Source organism: Methyloversatilis sp. NSM2 (assembly GCF_038066675.1).
Lineage (GTDB): Bacteria > Pseudomonadota > Gammaproteobacteria > Burkholderiales > Rhodocyclaceae > Methyloversatilis > Methyloversatilis discipulorum_A.
In genome coordinates, this window is the sequence record NZ_JBBUKV010000006.1 from 259,607 (window position 1) to 276,580 (window position 16,974).

Below are 16,974 nucleotides of genomic sequence, written 5' to 3' on the forward strand. Positions count from 1 at the left end.
TGTCGTGTCCGACCCCAACGGGCTGACATGGGCAGCCACCCTCGTGTCGCTGGCGGTCGCTATCCCCACAGCGGGGCACGCGGTCATCTACAAGCGTGACCCTCGATCGGCCACGCTGTGGGTGCTGCTGATCGCGCTGTTGCCGCTGGGCGGTTCGCTGCTGTATGGGCTGTTCGGCATCAACCGTTACCAGCGGCGGGCGCGGCGGCTGTTTCCGGGGGCAGATCCTGCTGTTCGGCAGGACCGCGCGCCTACGATGCCCCAGGCCGTATCGGCGCCGTTTGCCGGCCTGGCGCACCTGGTGGGACGTGCCACCGGCCAGTCGCTGACCAGCGGCAACCGCATCGAGCCGCTCGTCGATGGCGAGCAGGCCTACCCGGCCATGCTCGCTGCCATCGAGTCGGCGCGGCACAGCGTCGCGCTGGCTTCGTACATCTTCGACAGCCAAGGCATCGGGGCGCAGTTCGTCGATGCGCTGCGCCGGGCTCATGAGCGCGGCGTGCAAGTGCGGGTGCTGATCGACGACGTCTATGCCCGCTGGAGGCCCCGCAGCGCCTACCGCGCCTTGCAACGCGCCGGCGTTCCGGCGGCGACGTTCAACCCGACGTTGATTCCCGCGCGCCTGCATGCCGCGCATCTGCGCAATCACCGCAAGCTGCTGGTGATCGATGGCGAGACGGGTTTCACCGGCGGCATGAACATCTTCAGCCCGTATTGGCGGCCCGATGCGCCGGAGCAGGCCTGTCACGATTTGCACTTTCGTCTGCGCGGGCCGGTGGTTGCGCATCTGATGCGGTGCTTCACCGATGATTGGTGCGATACCACGGGCGAGCGGCTCAGCAAGGGTTTCTGGGGCGAACCGCCCGCAACGGCTGATGAGCAAGGAACCTCTTGGGCGCGCGGCATCGAGGCCGGTCCCGATGAGGCCCTGGACAGGATGCGCTGGACCTTCATGGGCGCTTTGAGCGCGGCGAAGCATTCGGTGCGCATCTGGACACCTTACTTCGTGCCCGATCAGCCGATGATCGCGGCGCTGAGCACGGCCGCGTTGCGCGGCGTGCGCGTCGAGGTGCTGACGCCCGCAAACGGCGACCATCCCACGGTGCAATGGGCCGCGCGCGCCCACTACTGGCAGGTGCTGGAGCACGGTGTACGCATCTTCGAACGGCCTGGCCCGTTCGACCACAGCAAGCTGATGCTGATAGACGGCCAGTGGTGCTGCCTGGGTTCGGCCAATTGGGATGCGCGCAGCCTGCGCCTGAACTTCGAGTTCAATGTGGAGGTGTACGACACCGCGCTGTCTACGCGGCTGGAATCCCTTTTTGATGCCGCCCGTGATGCATCGAACGAGATATCGGCCATGGCGTTGCGCGCCCGCCCGCTGGCCATCCGCTTGCGCGACGGGGTGGCCCGTCTGTTCACCCCCATTCTCTAGCGGCACGACTTGCGAGGAACATTGCCCATGGAAAAGAAAGATCAATGGAACATTGGCTACTGGATCGTCGCCGGCCTGTTGCTGCTGACGCTGCAGAACTACTGGCAGGCGGCCAAGACCGTCGAGCCCGTGCCCTACAGCGAATTCGAGAAGGCGCTGGCCGAGGGGCGCGTCGCCGAAGTGCTGGTGTCGGACCGCACGGTCACCGGGCGCCTGAAATCGCCGGACAGCCGGGGCAAGACCACCATCGTGGCCACTCGCGTCGAACCCGACCTGGCCGAGCGGCTGTCCAAGTACGACGTGCCTTACGCGCGGGTGGTGGAAAGCACCTGGCTACGTGATGTGCTCTCCTGGATTCTGCCGGCGGTGGCCTTCTTCGGCGTCTGGTTCTTCCTGTTCCGCCGCTTCGCCGAGAAGCAGGGCATGGGCGGCTTCCTGAGCATCGGCAAGAGCCGCGCCAAGGTGTTCATGGAGAAGAACACCGGCGTCACCTTTGCCGATGTCGCGGGTGTCGATGAGGCCAAGGCCGAGCTGGTCGAAATCGTCGACTTCCTGAAGAACCCGCAGGATTACGGCCGCCTCGGCGCGCGCATCCCGAAAGGTGTGTTGCTGGTTGGCCCGCCCGGCACGGGCAAGACCCTGCTGGCCAAGGCCGTGGCGGGCGAGGCCGGGGTACCGTTCTTCTCTATCTCCGGCTCGGAGTTCGTCGAGATGTTTGTCGGCGTGGGCGCGGCGCGGGTGCGCGACCTGTTCGAGCAGGCGCGCGGGCAGGCGCCGGCCATCATCTTCATCGATGAACTCGACGCGCTGGGCCGTGCACGCGGCGTCGGCGGGCCCATCGGCGGCCACGACGAGCGTGAGCAGACGCTCAACCAGCTGCTCACCGAGATGGACGGCTTCGACAGCTCGGTGGGGCTGATCATCCTCGCCGCCACCAACCGCCCCGAAATCCTCGACCAGGCGCTGCTGCGTGCCGGCCGCTTCGACCGCCAGGTGCTGGTGGACCGGCCCGACAAGAAGGGACGGCTGGACATCCTGAAAGTCCACGTCAAGAAGGTGACGCTGGCTCAGGATATCGATCTCGAACAGGTGGCTGCGCTGACCACAGGCTTTTCGGGTGCAGACCTCGCGAACCTGGTCAACGAGGCCGCGCTGGCCGCGACCCGGCGCAAAGCGTCCGCCGTGGAGTTGCAGGATTTCACCGCCGCCATCGAGCGCATCGTGGCGGGCCTGGAGAAGAAGAACCGAGTGCTCAATCCCAAGGAGCGGGAAACCGTGGCCTATCACGAGATGGGCCATGCGCTGGTGGCGCTGGCGCTGCCCGGCACCGACCCCGTGCACAAGATCTCGATCATCCCGCGCGGCATGGGCGCGCTGGGCTACACGCTGCAACGCCCCACCGAAGACCGCTTCCTGATGACGCGCGCCGATCTGGAACACAAGATCGCCGTGCTGCTGGGCGGTCGTGCGGCCGAGAAGCTCGTGTTCGGCGAGCTGTCCACCGGGGCTGCCGATGACCTCGCACGGGCCACCGACATTGCCCGCGACATGATCACCCGCTTTGGCATGGACGAAGGACTGGGCTACATCGCCTTCGAGGCGCAGCGGCCCCGCTTTCTCGATACACCGGAACTGGCCCACGGCGGCTGCCGGGTGGCCGAATCGACCCAGGCGCGCATCGATCAGGCCATCCGCGACATCGTGATGGGCGTGTTCGAGCGCGCCTACCGGATTCTCGACATCAACCGCGCGGTGCTGGAGCGCTGTGCGCGCGAGCTGCTGGCGCGGGAAACGCTCGACGAAAGCGATATCCGTCAATTGACTCAAGGACTTGTTCGGAACTGAAAACAGTAGTAGGTGCCATTCAGAGTAAACCGACGGCTCTGTTCAGTGCGTCATCCAATTCGTCGGCATTGTTCAAGGAGAACCGATATGTCTGCATTGACTCCGTGGGACCCCTTCCGGGAACTGGATGAATTGCAAAACCGCCTGGCGACGATGTTGGGACGGACACCCCAGCGAGAGGGCGCCCGTACCGGCAACGAAGCCATGACCACGGCGGACTGGGCACCAATGGTGGACATCAGCGAGGATGAGAACGCATTCCTCCTCAAGCTGGATCTGCCGGAGGTCCCCAAGGATGCCGTGCGCGTCAGCGCGGAAAACGGCGTGCTCACCATCAGCGGCGAGCGCAAACTGGAAAAAGAGGAGCAGGGCAAGAAGTTCCACCGCATCGAACGTGCGTATGGCCGCTTTGTGCGCAGCTTTGTCTTGCCTGACAACGTTGATCCGACCAAGGTGACGGCTTCGATGAAAGACGGCGCGCTGGAAGTGCGGCTTGTCAAGGCCGAGCAAGCCAAACCGAAACAGATTGAAATCTCAGTCAACTAACTTTAATTAGGAGCCCCAGATCATGAATATCAAACAGCCCCAATCAACCTTCTCCGCACTTGCCCTGGCGGTCGTCGTCGGACTGAGCGGACCGGCCCAGGCCCAATCGGCGGCAGGTTCTAGCCCAGGTGCTGCAGCACCCTCTGCCGCATCCAAGGCGGCGCAGCCACAGGTAGATGACAAGGCCGCCCGGGAAGCCGAAAAAAAGCGTGCTGAGCTCACTCAGGACGCCATCACGGCGCTCACCAAGACCCAGGAGGCTTTGGCACTCCTTGATGCAAAGAAGACCAAGGAGGCGCTCGCTGCGCTGGAACTGGCCAGCGGAAAGCTGGAACTGGTATTGGCACGCGACGCCAAACTTGCTTTGGCGCCGGTCCATGTACGCGTCATCACCCGCGATATCCACGCCAACGTGGAAACGGTGAAGAAAGCGGTCAAGTTGTCTCGGGAGTTGTTGGGTGATGGCGAGGTGCAAAAGGCCCGGCCCATCGTCGCCAATCTGGCCAGCGAAATCGTGATCGAAACCGACAACCTGCCGATGGCAACGTACCCGGCAGCGATCAAGTCGGCCGCACGGCTCATCGACAGCGGCAAGATCGACGACGCCAAGGCGGAACTCGCCCGCGCACTGAACACGCTGGTGGTGACCTCGGTCGCCTTTCCTCTGCCCGTGCTACGGGCTGAAGCCGCGATGGCAAAAGCTGAAAAGCTGGCCGAGACCGACAAGCGCGATGCCAAGCAGAACGAGGAGCTCAGCACCTTGCTGTCGTCCGTGCGCACGGAGATCGAAATGGCGCAGATCCTGGGTTATGGCAAGAAGGCGGATTTCAAACCCATCTTCGATCAGGTGAAGTCCATTGAGCAAAAGTCGGCTGGTGGCAAAAGCGGCAAGGGATGGTTCGACGAGTTGAAGACGCGCCTCCAAAAGCTGTTTTGAGGTGATGAAGGGGCCGACTGTTCGGTCGGTCAGTCTCGCGATGTTCGCAGTCAGCCCCAATAGATTCGCCTATTTTCACTAACTCATACGAGGCATATCATCATGAATGAGCAAACATCAAATCCCAATGCGACGAACAAAGAAATAAACGAACAGGCCGCGGTAAGCAGCCTTCCTGTCAGTCCACAGGCCAAGCCTGAAGTCGTCACGGAGGTACAGCCTGAGGTTCAGAAGGAAACGGACTCGCAGGCTGCAGACAAACGTAAACAAGTCCTCGATGAGGCCGTCTCGGCCTTGGCGCTGACCAAATCAGCGCTGGCCGCACTTGACGGCAAGGACGCTGCACGCGCATTGGCAACGCTGGCCGAAGTGACGGGAAAGCTGGAGCTGATCGTTGCGCGCGAACCCACGCTTGCCCTGGCCCCCGTTGATGTGCGCACCATCGTGCACGACTTGTTCGCCAACACGGAAACCATTGAGGCGATGACCGACGAGGCGCTGGATGCCCTCAAACATGGCGAGGTGCAACAGGCACGTCACGTGCTGGCTTTGCTGGCCAGTGAAATCGTGATCGCGGTCACCAACATCCCTCTGGCGTCCTATCCCGCAGCCGTGAAGTCAGTCGTGCCGCTGATCGATCAGGGCAAGATTGAAGAAGCCAAAGCCGCGCTGCAGGCAGCGCTCAGCACGCTGGTCGAGACGCGCAGCGTGCATCCGCTGCCCGCCCTGCGCGCCAGGCTGCTCCTGAAGCGCGCCGAGACCTTGGTAGAAGATGGTCAGCGGAGCGAAGCGTCCAATGAGCGCCTGGAGACATTATTGAACGAAGCGCGGCAGCAGTTGGAAATGGCAGAAATGCTGGGCTATGGAAAGAAGAAGGACTTTGAGCCCCTGTATGCTGAAGTCAAGAAAGTGAAGCAAAAGACGGCTGGGGGAGGCGGCGGAAAAGGCTGGCTCGATGAAATCAAGGCAAAGCTGTCCAAGTTGTTCTGAAACCGCTGGATAGGGCGTAAGAGGGGCGCGTCGCGCCCCTCTCTTGGCTCAGGAGTGTTTGCTTTTTCACCCCATTAGATCTTTAGGAGATATAGCATGAATACAGATACCATCACCGATTCCAGTGCGGATGAGCCCACCAAAACACTGTGTTCATTGACCGAAAATTGGTGGATTTTTGCGTTGCGCGGTGTCTTGGCATTGATTTTCGCAGCCCTTGCGTTCTGGATGCCACAATCGGCTCTGTTGGCCATGACCTTAGTGTTCGGCGCATTTTCCTTGGTCAATGGCGCTTTCAACTTGGTTGCAGCGGTGCGCCATATCCAGAAAAAAGAGCGCTGGGGCTGGCTGCTGTTCAGCGGCATTGTCGGCATACTTACCGGCGTCGTCGTCCTGGTTGCTCCTTGGGTCGCCACGATGGTCATGGCTTCTTTTTTATGGGCTAGCGTGGGGTTCTGGGCGATTTTCACCGGTGTGCTGGAGATATCCGCCGCCGTTCGGCTGCGTCAAGAAATCAAGGGTGAAATCTGGCTTGCCTTCAGTGGACTGCTCTCGATTGTCCTTGGCGCTATCGTCTTGTGGATATTTTTTTCCCGTCCGGTCGAGTCATTCCTGGCCGCAGGCTGGCTGTTGGGCTTCTATGCGGCAGTCTATGGTGTCACGCTTTTGTTCTTGAGTTGGCGTCTTCGCAAAACGCGCCAGGGATAAGAGCGGGTCAAACTAAATTCTATGGATATGAGCATCCTCGATTCATACCTCCATAGAAATGACATCGAAGGAGTCATACATGCAGATGCAATATGGCTATCGAGCTATCGACAAAGAGTTTCATGAACCTTGGCAGAGAGCTTTGGGAAATGTGATCGAGCACGCCCTCAAGCCATTGCTCGACAAACACACTAAAGATTCAGCGCAACTTCAAATCGTCCTTGATCGCGACAAGATCAAGCGGCAATTTCTGGCCAGTGGCTATATGCACCTGCCCGGCAAAAAGATTGTCAGCGTTACTGCATCACATGACGAGCTGACGCCCCTCGCGCAGATGCTCGCACAGTCGTTGTTCCGTCAGGCCAAGAAGCATTTTGACCGACTGCATGCTCAGGATCAAATCAAGCGCAAAGCACGACGCGAGCGCTTGCGCGAGCTCAAGGTGCGGATTGCCGCAAAACCCGCATCAGCCGCCCATGAGGCCGAGGCGACCCGAATGCCTCTACTGTCGAAACTTGAGGCTGTCGCAAGGCGTGAGCTGGCTTATCTGCGGGCCGTCGGCGATTTACCGCGCGATTATCCGACGCTGCGCGACGTGGTGGATGAAGCGATTGTCCAAGCTGAGGTGGAATGGCAATCCGTGCCGGAAGAAAAAGCGGCTTACACCGGTCTTTTGAAGCATCTGTTCGCCGTCCTGGATAACGAAGTGGCAAGCAGCCGGCAATTTGGCGAATTCGTTTCTCTGGACGCGCCGGTCGAACCGGATGCCCAGGACGTCGCCGAGGCCATGGTGGAAGAGGAAATCTTCGAATTTTATCAGCCCGATGACACACTCAAGCTGGCCGATATCTTCGCTGGCAGTCAGCATCCCGATGCCGCAACGATCGCGGAACAGGAGGAGCTGATTGATCGGTCGAGCGAGTTTGCTTTTGCATTTGACCTGCTGAAGGACATGCCGCGTTTGTGGCGGCGCATTTTTCTGCTTATCCGTGTGGACGGGCTGAATGCCAGCAGCGTCTCTGAAATCCTGCTGATTCCTAGTAAGGAAGATGCTGTCCGAAGGTGGCTCATGCAGGCCGAAGCATTCATCGCTGCTCATCTGGAAGAGGCCGGAGTAAGCAAAAACGGGAACGATTGGCTCCAAGGCGTTGATTGGTCGGCATTGTCTGTGACCCGAAGCGAGGCAGCCTCACTGTGGTCCAAGGAGGCGAACCATGAAGAATGATCTTCACCTTGTCTGCCCGCATTGCCAGTCCATCAACCGCGTACCGACTGCGAAGCTATCGGAACATCCCAACTGCGGCCGCTGCCAGCAGCCCTTGTTCACGGGCGAGCCCATCGAGTTGACCACGGCGACGTTCTCGCGCCACGTGGAGCGCAGCGATCTGCCGCTGCTGGTCGATTTCTGGGCGCCATGGTGCGGGCCGTGCAAGATGATGGCCCCGCAGTTCGAGCAGGCAGCCTCCCTGCTTGAACCCAAGGTGAGGTTGGCCAAGGTAAATACCGAGGCCGAGCCTCACCTGGCCGCCCAGTTCGGTATTCGCAGCATTCCGACGCTCGCCCTGTTCCAGGGTGGGCGGGAGATCGGGCGTCAGGCCGGCGCCTTGGGCGCGCAGGACATCGTGCGCTGGGCATCTGCACAGGTGGGGCGCTGACCGATGCAGGACTTGCTCGGCGCCACCCTGATCCTGCTGGCGGCATGCAGCCTCGCGGCGGTGGCGACGGCGGCGTTCAGAGTGCCCGCCTTGCTGGGTTACCTCGCCGCCGGCGCCTTACTGGGCCCCTCAGTCACCGGCGTGATCGCGCCGGGAGAAGCGCTTGATTTTCTGTCCGAGCTGGGAGTGGCGCTGCTGCTGTTCATGGTCGGACTGGAATTCTCCCTCGGGCACTTTTGGCTCACTCGCAAGACCGTACTGGTGGCTGGCAGTTTGCAGATGGTCGTTGTGGCCGCACCTCTGACCCTGATGCTGATGGGGTTGGGGCAGCCAGCTCAGAGCGCTGCGCTGCTCGGCGCTGCGGCGGCCATGTCTTCCACGGCGCTGGTCAGCCGGCAGTTGGCCGACCAGGGTGAACTCACCACACGCCATGGCCGCAGCGCCATCGCCGTGCTGGTCTTTCAGGATCTGGCCAGCGTGCCCCTGCTGGCCCTGCTGGCGATCTGGGCGCGCGGCGAGTCGCCGAAGATCGAGAGCGTGCTGCTCGAAGTGTTGGGCGTGCTGATGTTGTTCGCGGCAGCGGCCCTCGCCTCCCGTCGTCTGTTGCATGGCCTGCTGGGCTGGGTGGCGCGGCAGGGCCACGAAGAATCCTTCGTGCTGGTTTCCTTGTGCGTGGTGGTGGCTGCCGCCGCTGCTGCACACGCGGTCGGCGTATCCGCCGCCCTGGGTGCGTTTTTGGCCGGCATGGTGCTGGGCGAGAGCGACTTCCGTCACCACATGGAAAGCCACCTCAAACCGTTTCGCGATGTGTTGTCGGGGGTGTTCTTCGTGACCATCGGCCTGCAGTTGGACGGAGCGCAGATTCTTTCGGCACCGCTGGCGGTGCTGGCGTGGCTGGCAGTGCTGGTACCGGTCAAGATCGGGCTCAACACCCTGGCCTTGCGGGCGACGCGCCTGTCCGCCCTCGATGCCTGGCGCACGGGCATAGCGTTGGGGCATGGCGGCGAGTTCGCCCTGCTGTTGTTGGGCATGGTCTTGCAGCAGCATCTGATCCCCGCGACCGTCGTACAACCCATGCTGGTCGCGCTGGTGCTCAGCATGGCCTTGGCACCGCTGCTGATCCGCCATCACGATGTACTTGCCCGGTTCTTGAGCCGCACCGGCGGCGTCATTCAGCCACCCCAGGCTGAAGAAGTCGAGATCGCCGCGCAGACGGCGCGATATCGAGACCATGTCATCGTTTGCGGCGCGGGCGAGCTTGGCCTGACAGTCAGCGAGATTCTTCGCCACGCCGGCGTGGCGCATCTGCTGCTGGAAGCAGACGAGCAGAAGGTAGAGGCCGCGCGTGCCGCCGGCGCGCCGGTGTTCCATGGCGATGCGAGTCGGCCCGATACCCTGCTGGCTGCCGGGTTGGCGCAAGCGCGTCTGGTGGTGCTCACGTTCGACCATGCCCAGCAAGTGCTGCGCATCGCCCAGGCGATTGCCGAGCGCCGTCCGGCGCTGACCTTGTGGGTGTCATGCAGAAGTACGACCGCGGCCGATGCATTTCGCGCCATGCCCAACGTGCGCGTGTACCAGCAATCCTTTGCCGCAGCTATTGGGCTGGCGGAACAGGTGATGTCGACGCTTGGCATGTCGACCGAGCTGATTGAAGGACACATCAGCGCAATGCGCCGCCGTCTCGACAGCAGCCGTTTTCCAGGGAGTTCATCGTCATGAAATCAACACGCCTTAACCCATTTCAGGTCTTCCGTGACCAATGGGCCATCATGAGTTTTTACGAGCGCTTCGAGCAGGTCGTCGCGCTCGTGCTGTCGGCGGTGATTGCCGTCATCATCGTGGTGTCGCTGTTCCAGCTCATCTCCATCGTCTTCACGCTGCTGGTTCTCGATGCCTTCAATCCCCTGGATCACAAGGTATTCCAGAGTGTGTTCGGCATGATCATGACGCTCTTGATCGCGATGGAGTTCAAGCATTCCATCGTGCGCGTGGCGCTGCGTCGGGACAGCATCATCCAGGTCAAGACCGTGATCCTCATCGGCCTGATCGCGCTGGCGCGCAAGTTCGTGATCCTTGACCCCGAGGCGAGCCCCGCAAAGATAGCCGCGCTGGCAGGCGCCACGCTGGCTCTGGGTGCGACCTACTGGCTGCTGCGCGAGCGCGACGACCGCGCCGCCGAGACATCTGAGCATGACCCGTCATCATCCCAGTGACCCGCGCGCGGCGTTGTTGCAACACCGCTGGCTCAACCGCCTGCAGACCGGACTGTTGGTCCTGACCCTGGTCGGGATCGCAGCCGCAGCAGGGAGACTGCCGTTTGGGGAAGGCGGCCTGTGGCTCGCGCTGTTTGCCGTTGCAGGTGCGTTGCTGCTGGAACCGGTAGCCGCGTCGGCGCTGAGCTTGCGCCTGTACCGCGTACGGGCCTTGCACCCGCAAGAAGCCCACGAGATGTGGGCCCTGTTGCGCGAGCTGCCCGCCCGTGCCGGTTTGCCCGCCACGCCGGTGCCGCACTATGTGCCCAGTGCCGTCGTCAACGCCTTCGCCACCGGATCGAAGCAGGAGGCATCGATCGCCCTCACCGATGGCCTGCTGCGCAGCCTGAGCTCACGCGAGCTGGCGGGTGTGCTCGCGCACGAGATCGCGCACATCGCCAATGAGGATCTGCGCGTCATGGGGCTGGCGGATTCCGTCAGTCGCCTCACGAGCCTGCTGGCCCTTATGGGACAGATCGCGATCCTGCTGAGCCTGCCCGCGCTGCTGGTTGGCGCGGCGGAGGTCTATTGGCCTGGTCTATTGTTATTGGCCGCATCGCCTCAGCTGGCCCTGCTCGCACAGCTCGGCTTGTCTCGCGTGCGTGAGTTCGACGCTGACCGCCTCGCGGCGGAACTGACGGGCGACCCGCAGGGGCTGGCGTCCGCGCTGGCGAAAATCGAGCGGGTCAGCCGCTCCTGGCGCGCCTGGTTGTGGCCGGGATGGGGCAATCCCGAACCCTTCTGGTTGCGCACGCATCCGGCCACGCAAGAACGCATCTCACGCGTACTGACGTTGGCGCCTGGGCCAGCATCAGCGTTGCCATTCCACGCGCCCCATTTCTTGCCGGAATCCGCTGTGACGCCGCGCCCGCCGCGCTGGCACCCGAGCGGGCTGTGGCGCTGATTGCCTATCAACAGGAGACTTCTCATGGCCTACCCCGACCCGTACCCACGCCCCGCACCGGACCCCTTCATCCGGCGCTGGCTCTTCATCACCGCCTGTATTGCCACGCTCATGCTGGTGTGGCAGTTCCTGCCCGCCATCGAGGCCTGGTTCAGTCCGCGCGAGGCGGCAGATCGCACCGTGACGGCGCGTGGCGATCTGGCGGCGGACGAGAAAGCCACCATCGAACTGTTCGAAGAATCGCGCGCTTCGGTGGTCTACATCACCACCGCGCAGCTGGTGCGCGACGTCTGGACTCGCAATGTCTTTTCCATGCCGCGCGGCACCGGTTCGGGCTTTATCTGGGACGATGCCGGCCACGTCGTCACCAACTTCCACGTCATCCAGGGTGCTTCTGAAGCCACGGTCAAACTCGCCGATGGCCGCGACTACCAGGCCGCGCTGGTGGGGACGAGCCCAGCGCACGACATCGCCGTGCTCAAGATTGGCGTCGGTTTCAAGCGCCCGCCGGCCGTGCCGGTCGGCACCAGTGCCGACCTCAAGGTGGGTCAGAAGGTGTTCGCTATCGGCAACCCCTTCGGCCTGGACTGGACGCTCACCACCGGCATCGTCTCCGCGCTCGACCGCTCGTTACCCGGAGAAGCGGGCGGCCCGGCCATCGATCACCTGATCCAGACCGACGCCGCCATCAACCCTGGCAACTCCGGTGGGCCGCTGCTCGATTCGGCAGGAAGGCTCATCGGCATCAACACGGCGATCTATAGCCCCTCCGGCGCCTCGGCCGGGATTGGTTTCGCCGTGCCGGTGGACACCGTCATGCGCGTAGTCCCGCAACTCATCAAGACCGGTAAGTACATCCGTCCGGCGCTGGGCATTGAGGTGGACGAACAGCTCAATCAGCGCCTGCTTGCACTGACCGGAAGCAAGGGCGTGTTCGTGTTGCGTGTTACCCCTGGTTCGGCAGCGCACAAGGCCGGCCTCGCGGGTGTCGAAGTCACGCCGCAAGGCATCGTGCCGGGCGACCGCATCATCGATGTTGATGGCAAGGCGACGGACGATGTGGCCAAGCTGCTCGCGCGGCTAGACGACAGGAAGGTCGGCGATGTGGTGGTCTTGTCAGTGGAACGGGCCGGCAAATCGCGCGAGGTGCGTGTGGAGCTGCAACCCGGGAATTGATTGAACTGAACCTGTGGATCAGGCGGTAGTGCAGCGTCGCGGTGATTGAGGTTCTCAGGTCTTCGGCCAGGTAGCGTTCCGCCTCAACCTCCGTAATTTTCGGATGCGATCTGCCTATCCGAATAGGCAAGCATGCAACGCCGGAACCTCTTGCCAATCATCGAAGGAGAAAGCGAGGCGCAATCCGCATGAGGTGGACGCAGGCCAGGAACGAGGCAAACAGGAGGCCGCATTGGAACTCAGACTACTGCGCTATTTCGTTGCGGTCGCGGAAGAACTGCATTTCGCGCGAGCGGCCGAGCGCCTTGGCGTAGAACAATCGCCTGTGTCGCGCGCAATGCGCAATCTCGAAGCCACGCTCGGCGTGCAGTTGTTCGACCGCAGCGCGCACCAGACGCGACTGACCTGGGCCGGTCAAGTGTTCCTCGGTGAGTGCCGGCGTGTGCTGGCCACCGTGGAGCAGGCGGTGAGTGCCGCAAAGGCGGCGGCGCAGGGCTATCAGGGTTATCTGCGCATCGCCATCTGCGACAGCTTGGCGCAGCCCCACATTGCCACCTTGCTGGCGCGCAGCCGCGAGGAAGAGCCCGAACTGGAGATTCGCGTCTTCGAGCTGCCTTTCGCGCAGCAGCTCAAGGGCCTGCACAACGATCTGCTGGACATCGGCTTTGCGCTGTCGGACGCGGTGAGCGAAGGCCTTGTCGCCGAGCCCGTGTGGACCGATCCTCTGTCGGTGATCGTGCCCGTGCGCCACCCCTTGTTGGCGCACGCGGAAGTGCCATTGGATGAAGCCTTGAAGTTTCCGTTGGTACTGTGCCATCCGGACGCGGGATCGGGCTGCCACCACCAGATCCAGGCGGTGCTTCAAGGTGCGTCCAAGCCGCTCAAGCTGGTAGATCAGGTGACGAGCCTAGGCGTGATGCTGACTCTGGTCGGTGCCGGTTATGGCCTAGGTTTCGCCATTGCCTCGCAGGTGCAGACCCTGAACCGCCCCGACATAACCGTTCGCCCCTTGGCCGGCACGCCGCCCATGCTGTCCACCTACCTGCTGCGCCGCAGCGCCGAACCCTCTGAGCCCATGAAGCGGTTTCTGCAGCGCGCCCGCGAGGAGTTCCTGCCAAAGGGAGATGAACCGGCCTCGTGACGTTGAGCGCTCGGGTACATTGGCTATTGCTGGCTGTCCATGGCTCGCACTGGACTTGCTCGGAGCGCGCGTTGACCAAGCGTGGTTTTCAGTCCATAATTATGTCCATCTCGGTTCGCCGAGTGCGGAAAACTCGTTATCAATCAACGAGTTGGGAACACGATGATGTTCCCCTCACCCGCTCCACCCCCAATCTCCGCAGTTCCCGCTTCCCCTTCTCCTACAGCCGCACGTCAGCGAGGCCGCTAGACTGGCCTGCCTGCTGAACCGCACATCCTCGTTTCACCCCTGCTGCATCCGGATCGCCTGATCCATCCATCGCCGCCGGCCGACGCCGTTCGCCGGCACGCACGCCACACAATCCGGGAGAACCCGCCATGCGATTGCGACGCCTGCCGCACTGCCTTTCCATCCTCCTGCCGGCGCTGCTCGGCGCCACCGCTGCCAGCGCCGACGAGGTGCAACTCGCCAACGGCGACCGCCTGAGCGGACGCATCGTCAGCAAGGCCGGCAACGAACTGGTGATCGAAACCACCTATGCCGGCACCGTGAAGATCCGCTGGGATCAGGTCACCGTACTGCGCACCCACGAACCGCTCACGGTGATGACAAGCGACGGTGACCTGACGCGCCAGGCGACGCTGCACAGCACGGACGCCGACCGGATCGCCGTATCCAAGGACGACGCCAGCCGCACCGTGAAGCAGCACGACATCGCCTTCATCAACCCGACGCCCGAACAGTCCGGTCACGGCGTCAGCTACAGCGGCCGCGCGAATGTGTCGGCTGCGCTGGTGCGGGGGAACTCGGAGAACGACCGCGTCTATGGCGACGCCGTGCTGAACGCCCGCGCCAAGGCCTACGCGTGGGAGCTGGGCCTCAAGGTGGACCGACGCAAGGACCGCGGCGTGCGTACCGCGCAGCAGTGGCTGCTGAATGGCAACTACGACCACTTCATTGACGACGACAACTTCATCTATTCGCGTCTGTCGCTGGAACAGGACAAGTTCAAGGACATCCGGCAGCGGAGCACGGTCGGTGCAGGTTACGGTTGGCAGCTCTACAACGACGAAACAACCCAGCTGTCGCTGCGTACCGGTCTGGACTACGTCAATCTGGACCGCATGGCCGGCGAGGACGAAGACTACCCAGCGCTCGGCTGGGGCGTGCGCGCCAAGCACTGGATACTCGACCGGCGTGCCGAACTGTTCCACGATCAGGACGGCTTCTGGAGTATTGCCGACCCCGACTTCCTGACCGTACGAACGAAGACCGGTGTCCGGCTGCCCATCGCCGGCGGCATCACGGCGTCTGCCCAGGTCAATGCGGACTGGGAACGCACGCCGGCGCCCGGTCGCAAGGCGACCGACACCACGCTGCTGCTGGGCCTCGGCTACGCCTGGTAATCAGGGCTGGCGGATGCCGCGGTAGCCGCCGCCGAAGTACAGCAGGGGTTCGCCAGCGCTGCGCTCGAAACGCTCGACCCGGCCGACGAAGATGAGGTGATCGCCGCCCGCGTACTGGATGTCGTTGCGACACTCGAAGCGCGCCAGGCAGCCTTCGATCAGCGGCGCACCACCCAGGCCGTCCGTCGTCTGTACGCCGGCGAAGCGCTGTTCGCGACTGCTGGCGAACTGGCGGGACAGTGCCTGCTGACTCTCGCCCAGCACATGCACCGCGTAGTGCGAGCAGGCGCGGAACGCCGCCTCGCTCGGCGAGCCGAGTGACAGGCTCCACAGCACCAGCGGCGGATCGAGCGACACCGAGTTGAAGGAATTGACGGTCAGGCCGACCGCTTCGCCGCCCGGCGCGCGCGTGGTGACCACCGTGATGCCGGTCGCGAACAGGCCCAGCGCATCGCGGAAGGCACGGCTGTCGTGCGCAGGATTGCTCATCGCGCCGCTCCATGCGGACGAACGGAGACGGGCACCGGACGGCGCGGGACGGGGACGGCGGGAAGCTTCATCGGGCGGGCTGCATGCAAGTGAGCACGGATTATCGCCGCTTTTGCATCACGGCCTACAATCCGCGCCCATGAATACTCCCTCAGAGGTAGCCGTCAGCGACGATTTCGCGGCCACGCTGGTGCACTGGCAGCGCCTGCACGGCCGGCACGACCTGCCCTGGCAGACCGGCGACGCCTACGGCGTCTGGGTGTCGGAAATCATGCTGCAGCAGACACAGGTGCAGACGGTGATCGGCTACTACGGCCGCTTCATCGAGCGCTTCCCGACGCTGGCCGCACTGGCGGCCGCCGACGAAGCGACGGTGATGGAGAACTGGAGCGGCCTTGGCTACTACGCCCGCGCGCGCAACCTGCACCGCGCCGCACGCGAAGTGATGACGCGCTTCGGCGGCCGCTTTCCTAGCACTGTCGAAGACATCGAAAGTCTGCCGGGCATCGGCCGCTCGACCGCGTCGGCCATCGCCACCTTCTGCTTCGGCGCGCACGCACCGATACTCGACGGCAACGTGAAGCGGGTGTTCGCCCGAGTCTTCGGTATCGACGGCTTCCCGGGAACGCGCGCAGTCGAGCAGCGCATGTGGGCACTGGCGCACGCGCTGATGCCGACGCGCGACGGTGCGGTCTATACGCAGGCGCTGATGGATCTGGGCGCCACCGTATGCACGCGCAACCGCCCGCGCTGCGACGCCTGTCCGGTCGCGGCGCGCTGCGAAGCGCGCCTGCAGGGCAGGCAGCGCGAGCTGCCGGCGCCACGCCCGGCGAAGCTGCGTCCGCAGCGCCTGCGCCACGCGCTGCTGGTGACGACAGCCGACGCGGTGCTGCTCGAACGCCGACCCGGCCACGGCATCTGGGGCGGCCTGCTCAGTCTGCCCGAACTGGCGGCGCAGACCTTACCCGAAGCGCTGAGCGAAGCGGCGCACTGGCTGGCGGCGCACGGCATCTCCGGCGGCGCGGTGCGGGTGATGGCGCCGGTGATCCACGGCTTCACCCACTTCGAACTGCATCTGGTGCCGCTGCGCATCGCGGTCGACGCGCGCAGCGCCTTAGCGGCGGAGTCGTCGCTGCATTGGCAACCACGCACCGACGTCACCTCCGCGGCTTTGCCGGCGCCGGTGCGCCGCCTGCTGGAAGCGCTCGATGACTGAGGCGCTGCAGTGCCGGGACGGCTGCGGCGCCTGCTGCATCGCGCCGTCGATTTCCAGCCCGATACCGGGCATGCCTGAGGGCAAGCCGGCGGGCGTGCGCTGCGTGCAGCTGACCGCAGACCTGCGCTGCGCCATCTTCGGTTCGCCCGAGCGCCCGGCCTGCTGCCGCGGGCTGCAGGCGTCGGTGGAGATGTGCGGCAACGACCGCGTCTACGCGCTGAACTGGCTGCAGAAGCTGGAAGAAGCCACCCGCAGCTGACGCCAAATCGCGGGA

17 protein-coding genes are annotated in these 16,974 nt (G+C 63.6%); 16 read left to right on the plus strand and 1 reads right to left on the minus strand.

Annotation, left to right across the window (positions count from 1 at the left end):
• Positions 1-4: 4 nt before the first annotated feature.
• The 14 genes from cls (at position 5) to WJU27_RS14915 (ending at position 14,995) form a co-directional block, all read left to right on the plus strand.
• Positions 5-1,435 (plus strand): cardiolipin synthase, encoded by a 1,431-nt coding sequence (gene cls / locus WJU27_RS14850; RefSeq protein ID WP_341422562.1) that lies wholly within the window; start codon positions 5-7, stop codon positions 1,433-1,435.
• Between the two features lie 27 nt (positions 1,436-1,462).
• Positions 1,463-3,280: an ATP-dependent zinc metalloprotease FtsH gene (ftsH, locus tag WJU27_RS14855; RefSeq protein WP_012761381.1), complete on the plus strand. Its 1,818-nt coding sequence runs from the start codon at positions 1,463-1,465 to the stop codon at positions 3,278-3,280.
• Between the two features lie 87 nt (positions 3,281-3,367).
• Positions 3,368-3,826: a small heat shock protein sHSP20-GI gene (hsp20-GI, locus tag WJU27_RS14860; protein WP_012761380.1), complete on the plus strand. Its 459-nt coding sequence runs from the start codon at positions 3,368-3,370 to the stop codon at positions 3,824-3,826.
• Between the two features lie 22 nt (positions 3,827-3,848).
• Positions 3,849-4,763: a heat resistance protein YfdX1 gene (yfdX1, locus tag WJU27_RS14865; RefSeq protein ID WP_112778058.1), complete on the plus strand. Its 915-nt coding sequence runs from the start codon at positions 3,849-3,851 to the stop codon at positions 4,761-4,763.
• A gap of 102 nt (positions 4,764-4,865) precedes the next feature.
• The gene (yfdX2, locus tag WJU27_RS14870; RefSeq protein ID WP_116850178.1) at positions 4,866-5,753 is read left to right on the plus strand and encodes a heat resistance protein YfdX2; all 888 of its coding nucleotides are present in this window, start codon (positions 4,866-4,868) and stop codon (positions 5,751-5,753) included.
• Between the two features lie 96 nt (positions 5,754-5,849).
• Positions 5,850-6,461, plus strand: a complete 612-nt coding sequence (hdeD-GI, locus tag WJU27_RS14875; protein WP_003285392.1) for a heat resistance membrane protein HdeD-GI — start codon at positions 5,850-5,852, stop codon at positions 6,459-6,461.
• A 79-nt stretch (positions 6,462-6,540) separates the two neighbouring features.
• Positions 6,541-7,686, plus strand: coding sequence for a hypothetical protein (locus WJU27_RS14880; protein ID WP_023115019.1), 1,146 nt, complete (start codon positions 6,541-6,543; stop codon positions 7,684-7,686).
• Positions 7,676-8,116 carry a heat resistance system thioredoxin Trx-GI gene (gene trx-GI / locus WJU27_RS14885; protein WP_023115018.1) on the plus strand — a complete coding sequence of 147 codons (441 nt, stop codon included), beginning with the start codon at positions 7,676-7,678 and terminating at the stop codon, positions 8,114-8,116. Before WJU27_RS14880 ends, trx-GI begins: the two co-directional genes overlap by 11 nt.
• Positions 8,117-8,119: 3 nt before the next feature.
• The gene (gene kefB-GI / locus WJU27_RS14890; RefSeq protein ID WP_034024259.1) at positions 8,120-9,835 is read left to right on the plus strand and encodes a heat resistance system K+/H+ antiporter KefB-GI; all 1,716 of its coding nucleotides are present in this window, start codon (positions 8,120-8,122) and stop codon (positions 9,833-9,835) included.
• A complete protein-coding gene (psiE-GI, locus tag WJU27_RS14895; protein WP_033986635.1) occupies positions 9,832-10,329 on the plus strand; it encodes a heat resistance protein PsiE-GI in 498 nt (165 codons plus the stop codon). The genes kefB-GI and psiE-GI overlap by 4 nt, the downstream gene beginning before the upstream one ends.
• On the plus strand, positions 10,307-11,272 hold the full coding sequence (locus tag WJU27_RS14900) for a zinc metalloprotease HtpX (RefSeq protein ID WP_033955538.1): 966 nt from the start codon (positions 10,307-10,309) through the stop codon (positions 11,270-11,272). The genes psiE-GI and WJU27_RS14900 overlap by 23 nt, the downstream gene beginning before the upstream one ends.
• A 24-nt stretch (positions 11,273-11,296) precedes the next feature.
• Entirely contained in the window at positions 11,297-12,448 is a 1,152-nt protein-coding gene (locus tag WJU27_RS14905) for a S1C family serine protease (protein ID WP_034024254.1), read from the plus strand.
• A 232-nt stretch (positions 12,449-12,680) separates the two neighbouring features.
• Positions 12,681-13,589 (plus strand): LysR family transcriptional regulator, encoded by a 909-nt coding sequence (locus tag WJU27_RS14910; protein ID WP_003141085.1) that lies wholly within the window; start codon positions 12,681-12,683, stop codon positions 13,587-13,589.
• A gap of 377 nt (positions 13,590-13,966) precedes the next feature.
• Positions 13,967-14,995, plus strand: a complete 1,029-nt coding sequence (locus WJU27_RS14915; protein WP_341422563.1) for a DUF481 domain-containing protein — start codon at positions 13,967-13,969, stop codon at positions 14,993-14,995.
• On the opposite strand, the gene WJU27_RS14920 is transcribed toward WJU27_RS14915, so the two are convergent.
• Entirely contained in the window at positions 14,996-15,484 is a 489-nt protein-coding gene (locus WJU27_RS14920; RefSeq protein WP_020166102.1) for a flavin reductase family protein, read from the minus strand.
• Between the two features lie 139 nt (positions 15,485-15,623).
• Between WJU27_RS14920 and mutY the strand changes: the two genes are divergently transcribed.
• Together mutY and WJU27_RS14930 are read left to right on the plus strand one after the other, a co-directional pair.
• Entirely contained in the window at positions 15,624-16,700 is a 1,077-nt protein-coding gene (mutY, locus tag WJU27_RS14925) for an A/G-specific adenine glycosylase (protein WP_341422564.1), read from the plus strand.
• Positions 16,693-16,959 (plus strand): YkgJ family cysteine cluster protein, encoded by a 267-nt coding sequence (locus tag WJU27_RS14930; protein ID WP_341422565.1) that lies wholly within the window; start codon positions 16,693-16,695, stop codon positions 16,957-16,959. Before mutY ends, WJU27_RS14930 begins: the two co-directional genes overlap by 8 nt.
• Positions 16,960-16,974 lie beyond the last annotated feature (15 nt).

Coding starts and splice junctions, on each gene's coding strand:
- hsp20-GI (WP_012761380.1), top strand. CDS start 3,368: ATGTCTGCATTGACTCCGTGGGACCCCTTCCGGGAACTGGATGAATTG.
- yfdX1 (WP_112778058.1), top strand. CDS start 3,849: ATGAATATCAAACAGCCCCAATCAACCTTCTCCGCACTTGCCCTGGCG.
- yfdX2 (WP_116850178.1), top strand. CDS start 4,866: ATGAATGAGCAAACATCAAATCCCAATGCGACGAACAAAGAAATAAAC.
- ftsH (WP_012761381.1), top strand. CDS start 1,463: ATGGAAAAGAAAGATCAATGGAACATTGGCTACTGGATCGTCGCCGGC.
- psiE-GI (WP_033986635.1), top strand. CDS start 9,832: ATGAAATCAACACGCCTTAACCCATTTCAGGTCTTCCGTGACCAATGG.
- WJU27_RS14905 (WP_034024254.1), top strand. CDS start 11,297: ATGGCCTACCCCGACCCGTACCCACGCCCCGCACCGGACCCCTTCATC.
- kefB-GI (WP_034024259.1), top strand. CDS start 8,120: ATGCAGGACTTGCTCGGCGCCACCCTGATCCTGCTGGCGGCATGCAGC.
- WJU27_RS14900 (WP_033955538.1), top strand. CDS start 10,307: ATGACCCGTCATCATCCCAGTGACCCGCGCGCGGCGTTGTTGCAACAC.
- hdeD-GI (WP_003285392.1), top strand. CDS start 5,850: ATGAATACAGATACCATCACCGATTCCAGTGCGGATGAGCCCACCAAA.
- mutY (WP_341422564.1), top strand. CDS start 15,624: ATGAATACTCCCTCAGAGGTAGCCGTCAGCGACGATTTCGCGGCCACG.
- WJU27_RS14880 (WP_023115019.1), top strand. CDS start 6,541: ATGCAGATGCAATATGGCTATCGAGCTATCGACAAAGAGTTTCATGAA.
- WJU27_RS14920 (WP_020166102.1), bottom strand. CDS start 15,484: ATGAGCAATCCTGCGCACGACAGCCGTGCCTTCCGCGATGCGCTGGGC.
- WJU27_RS14930 (WP_341422565.1), top strand. CDS start 16,693: ATGACTGAGGCGCTGCAGTGCCGGGACGGCTGCGGCGCCTGCTGCATC.
- WJU27_RS14915 (WP_341422563.1), top strand. CDS start 13,967: ATGCGATTGCGACGCCTGCCGCACTGCCTTTCCATCCTCCTGCCGGCG.
- trx-GI (WP_023115018.1), top strand. CDS start 7,676: ATGAAGAATGATCTTCACCTTGTCTGCCCGCATTGCCAGTCCATCAAC.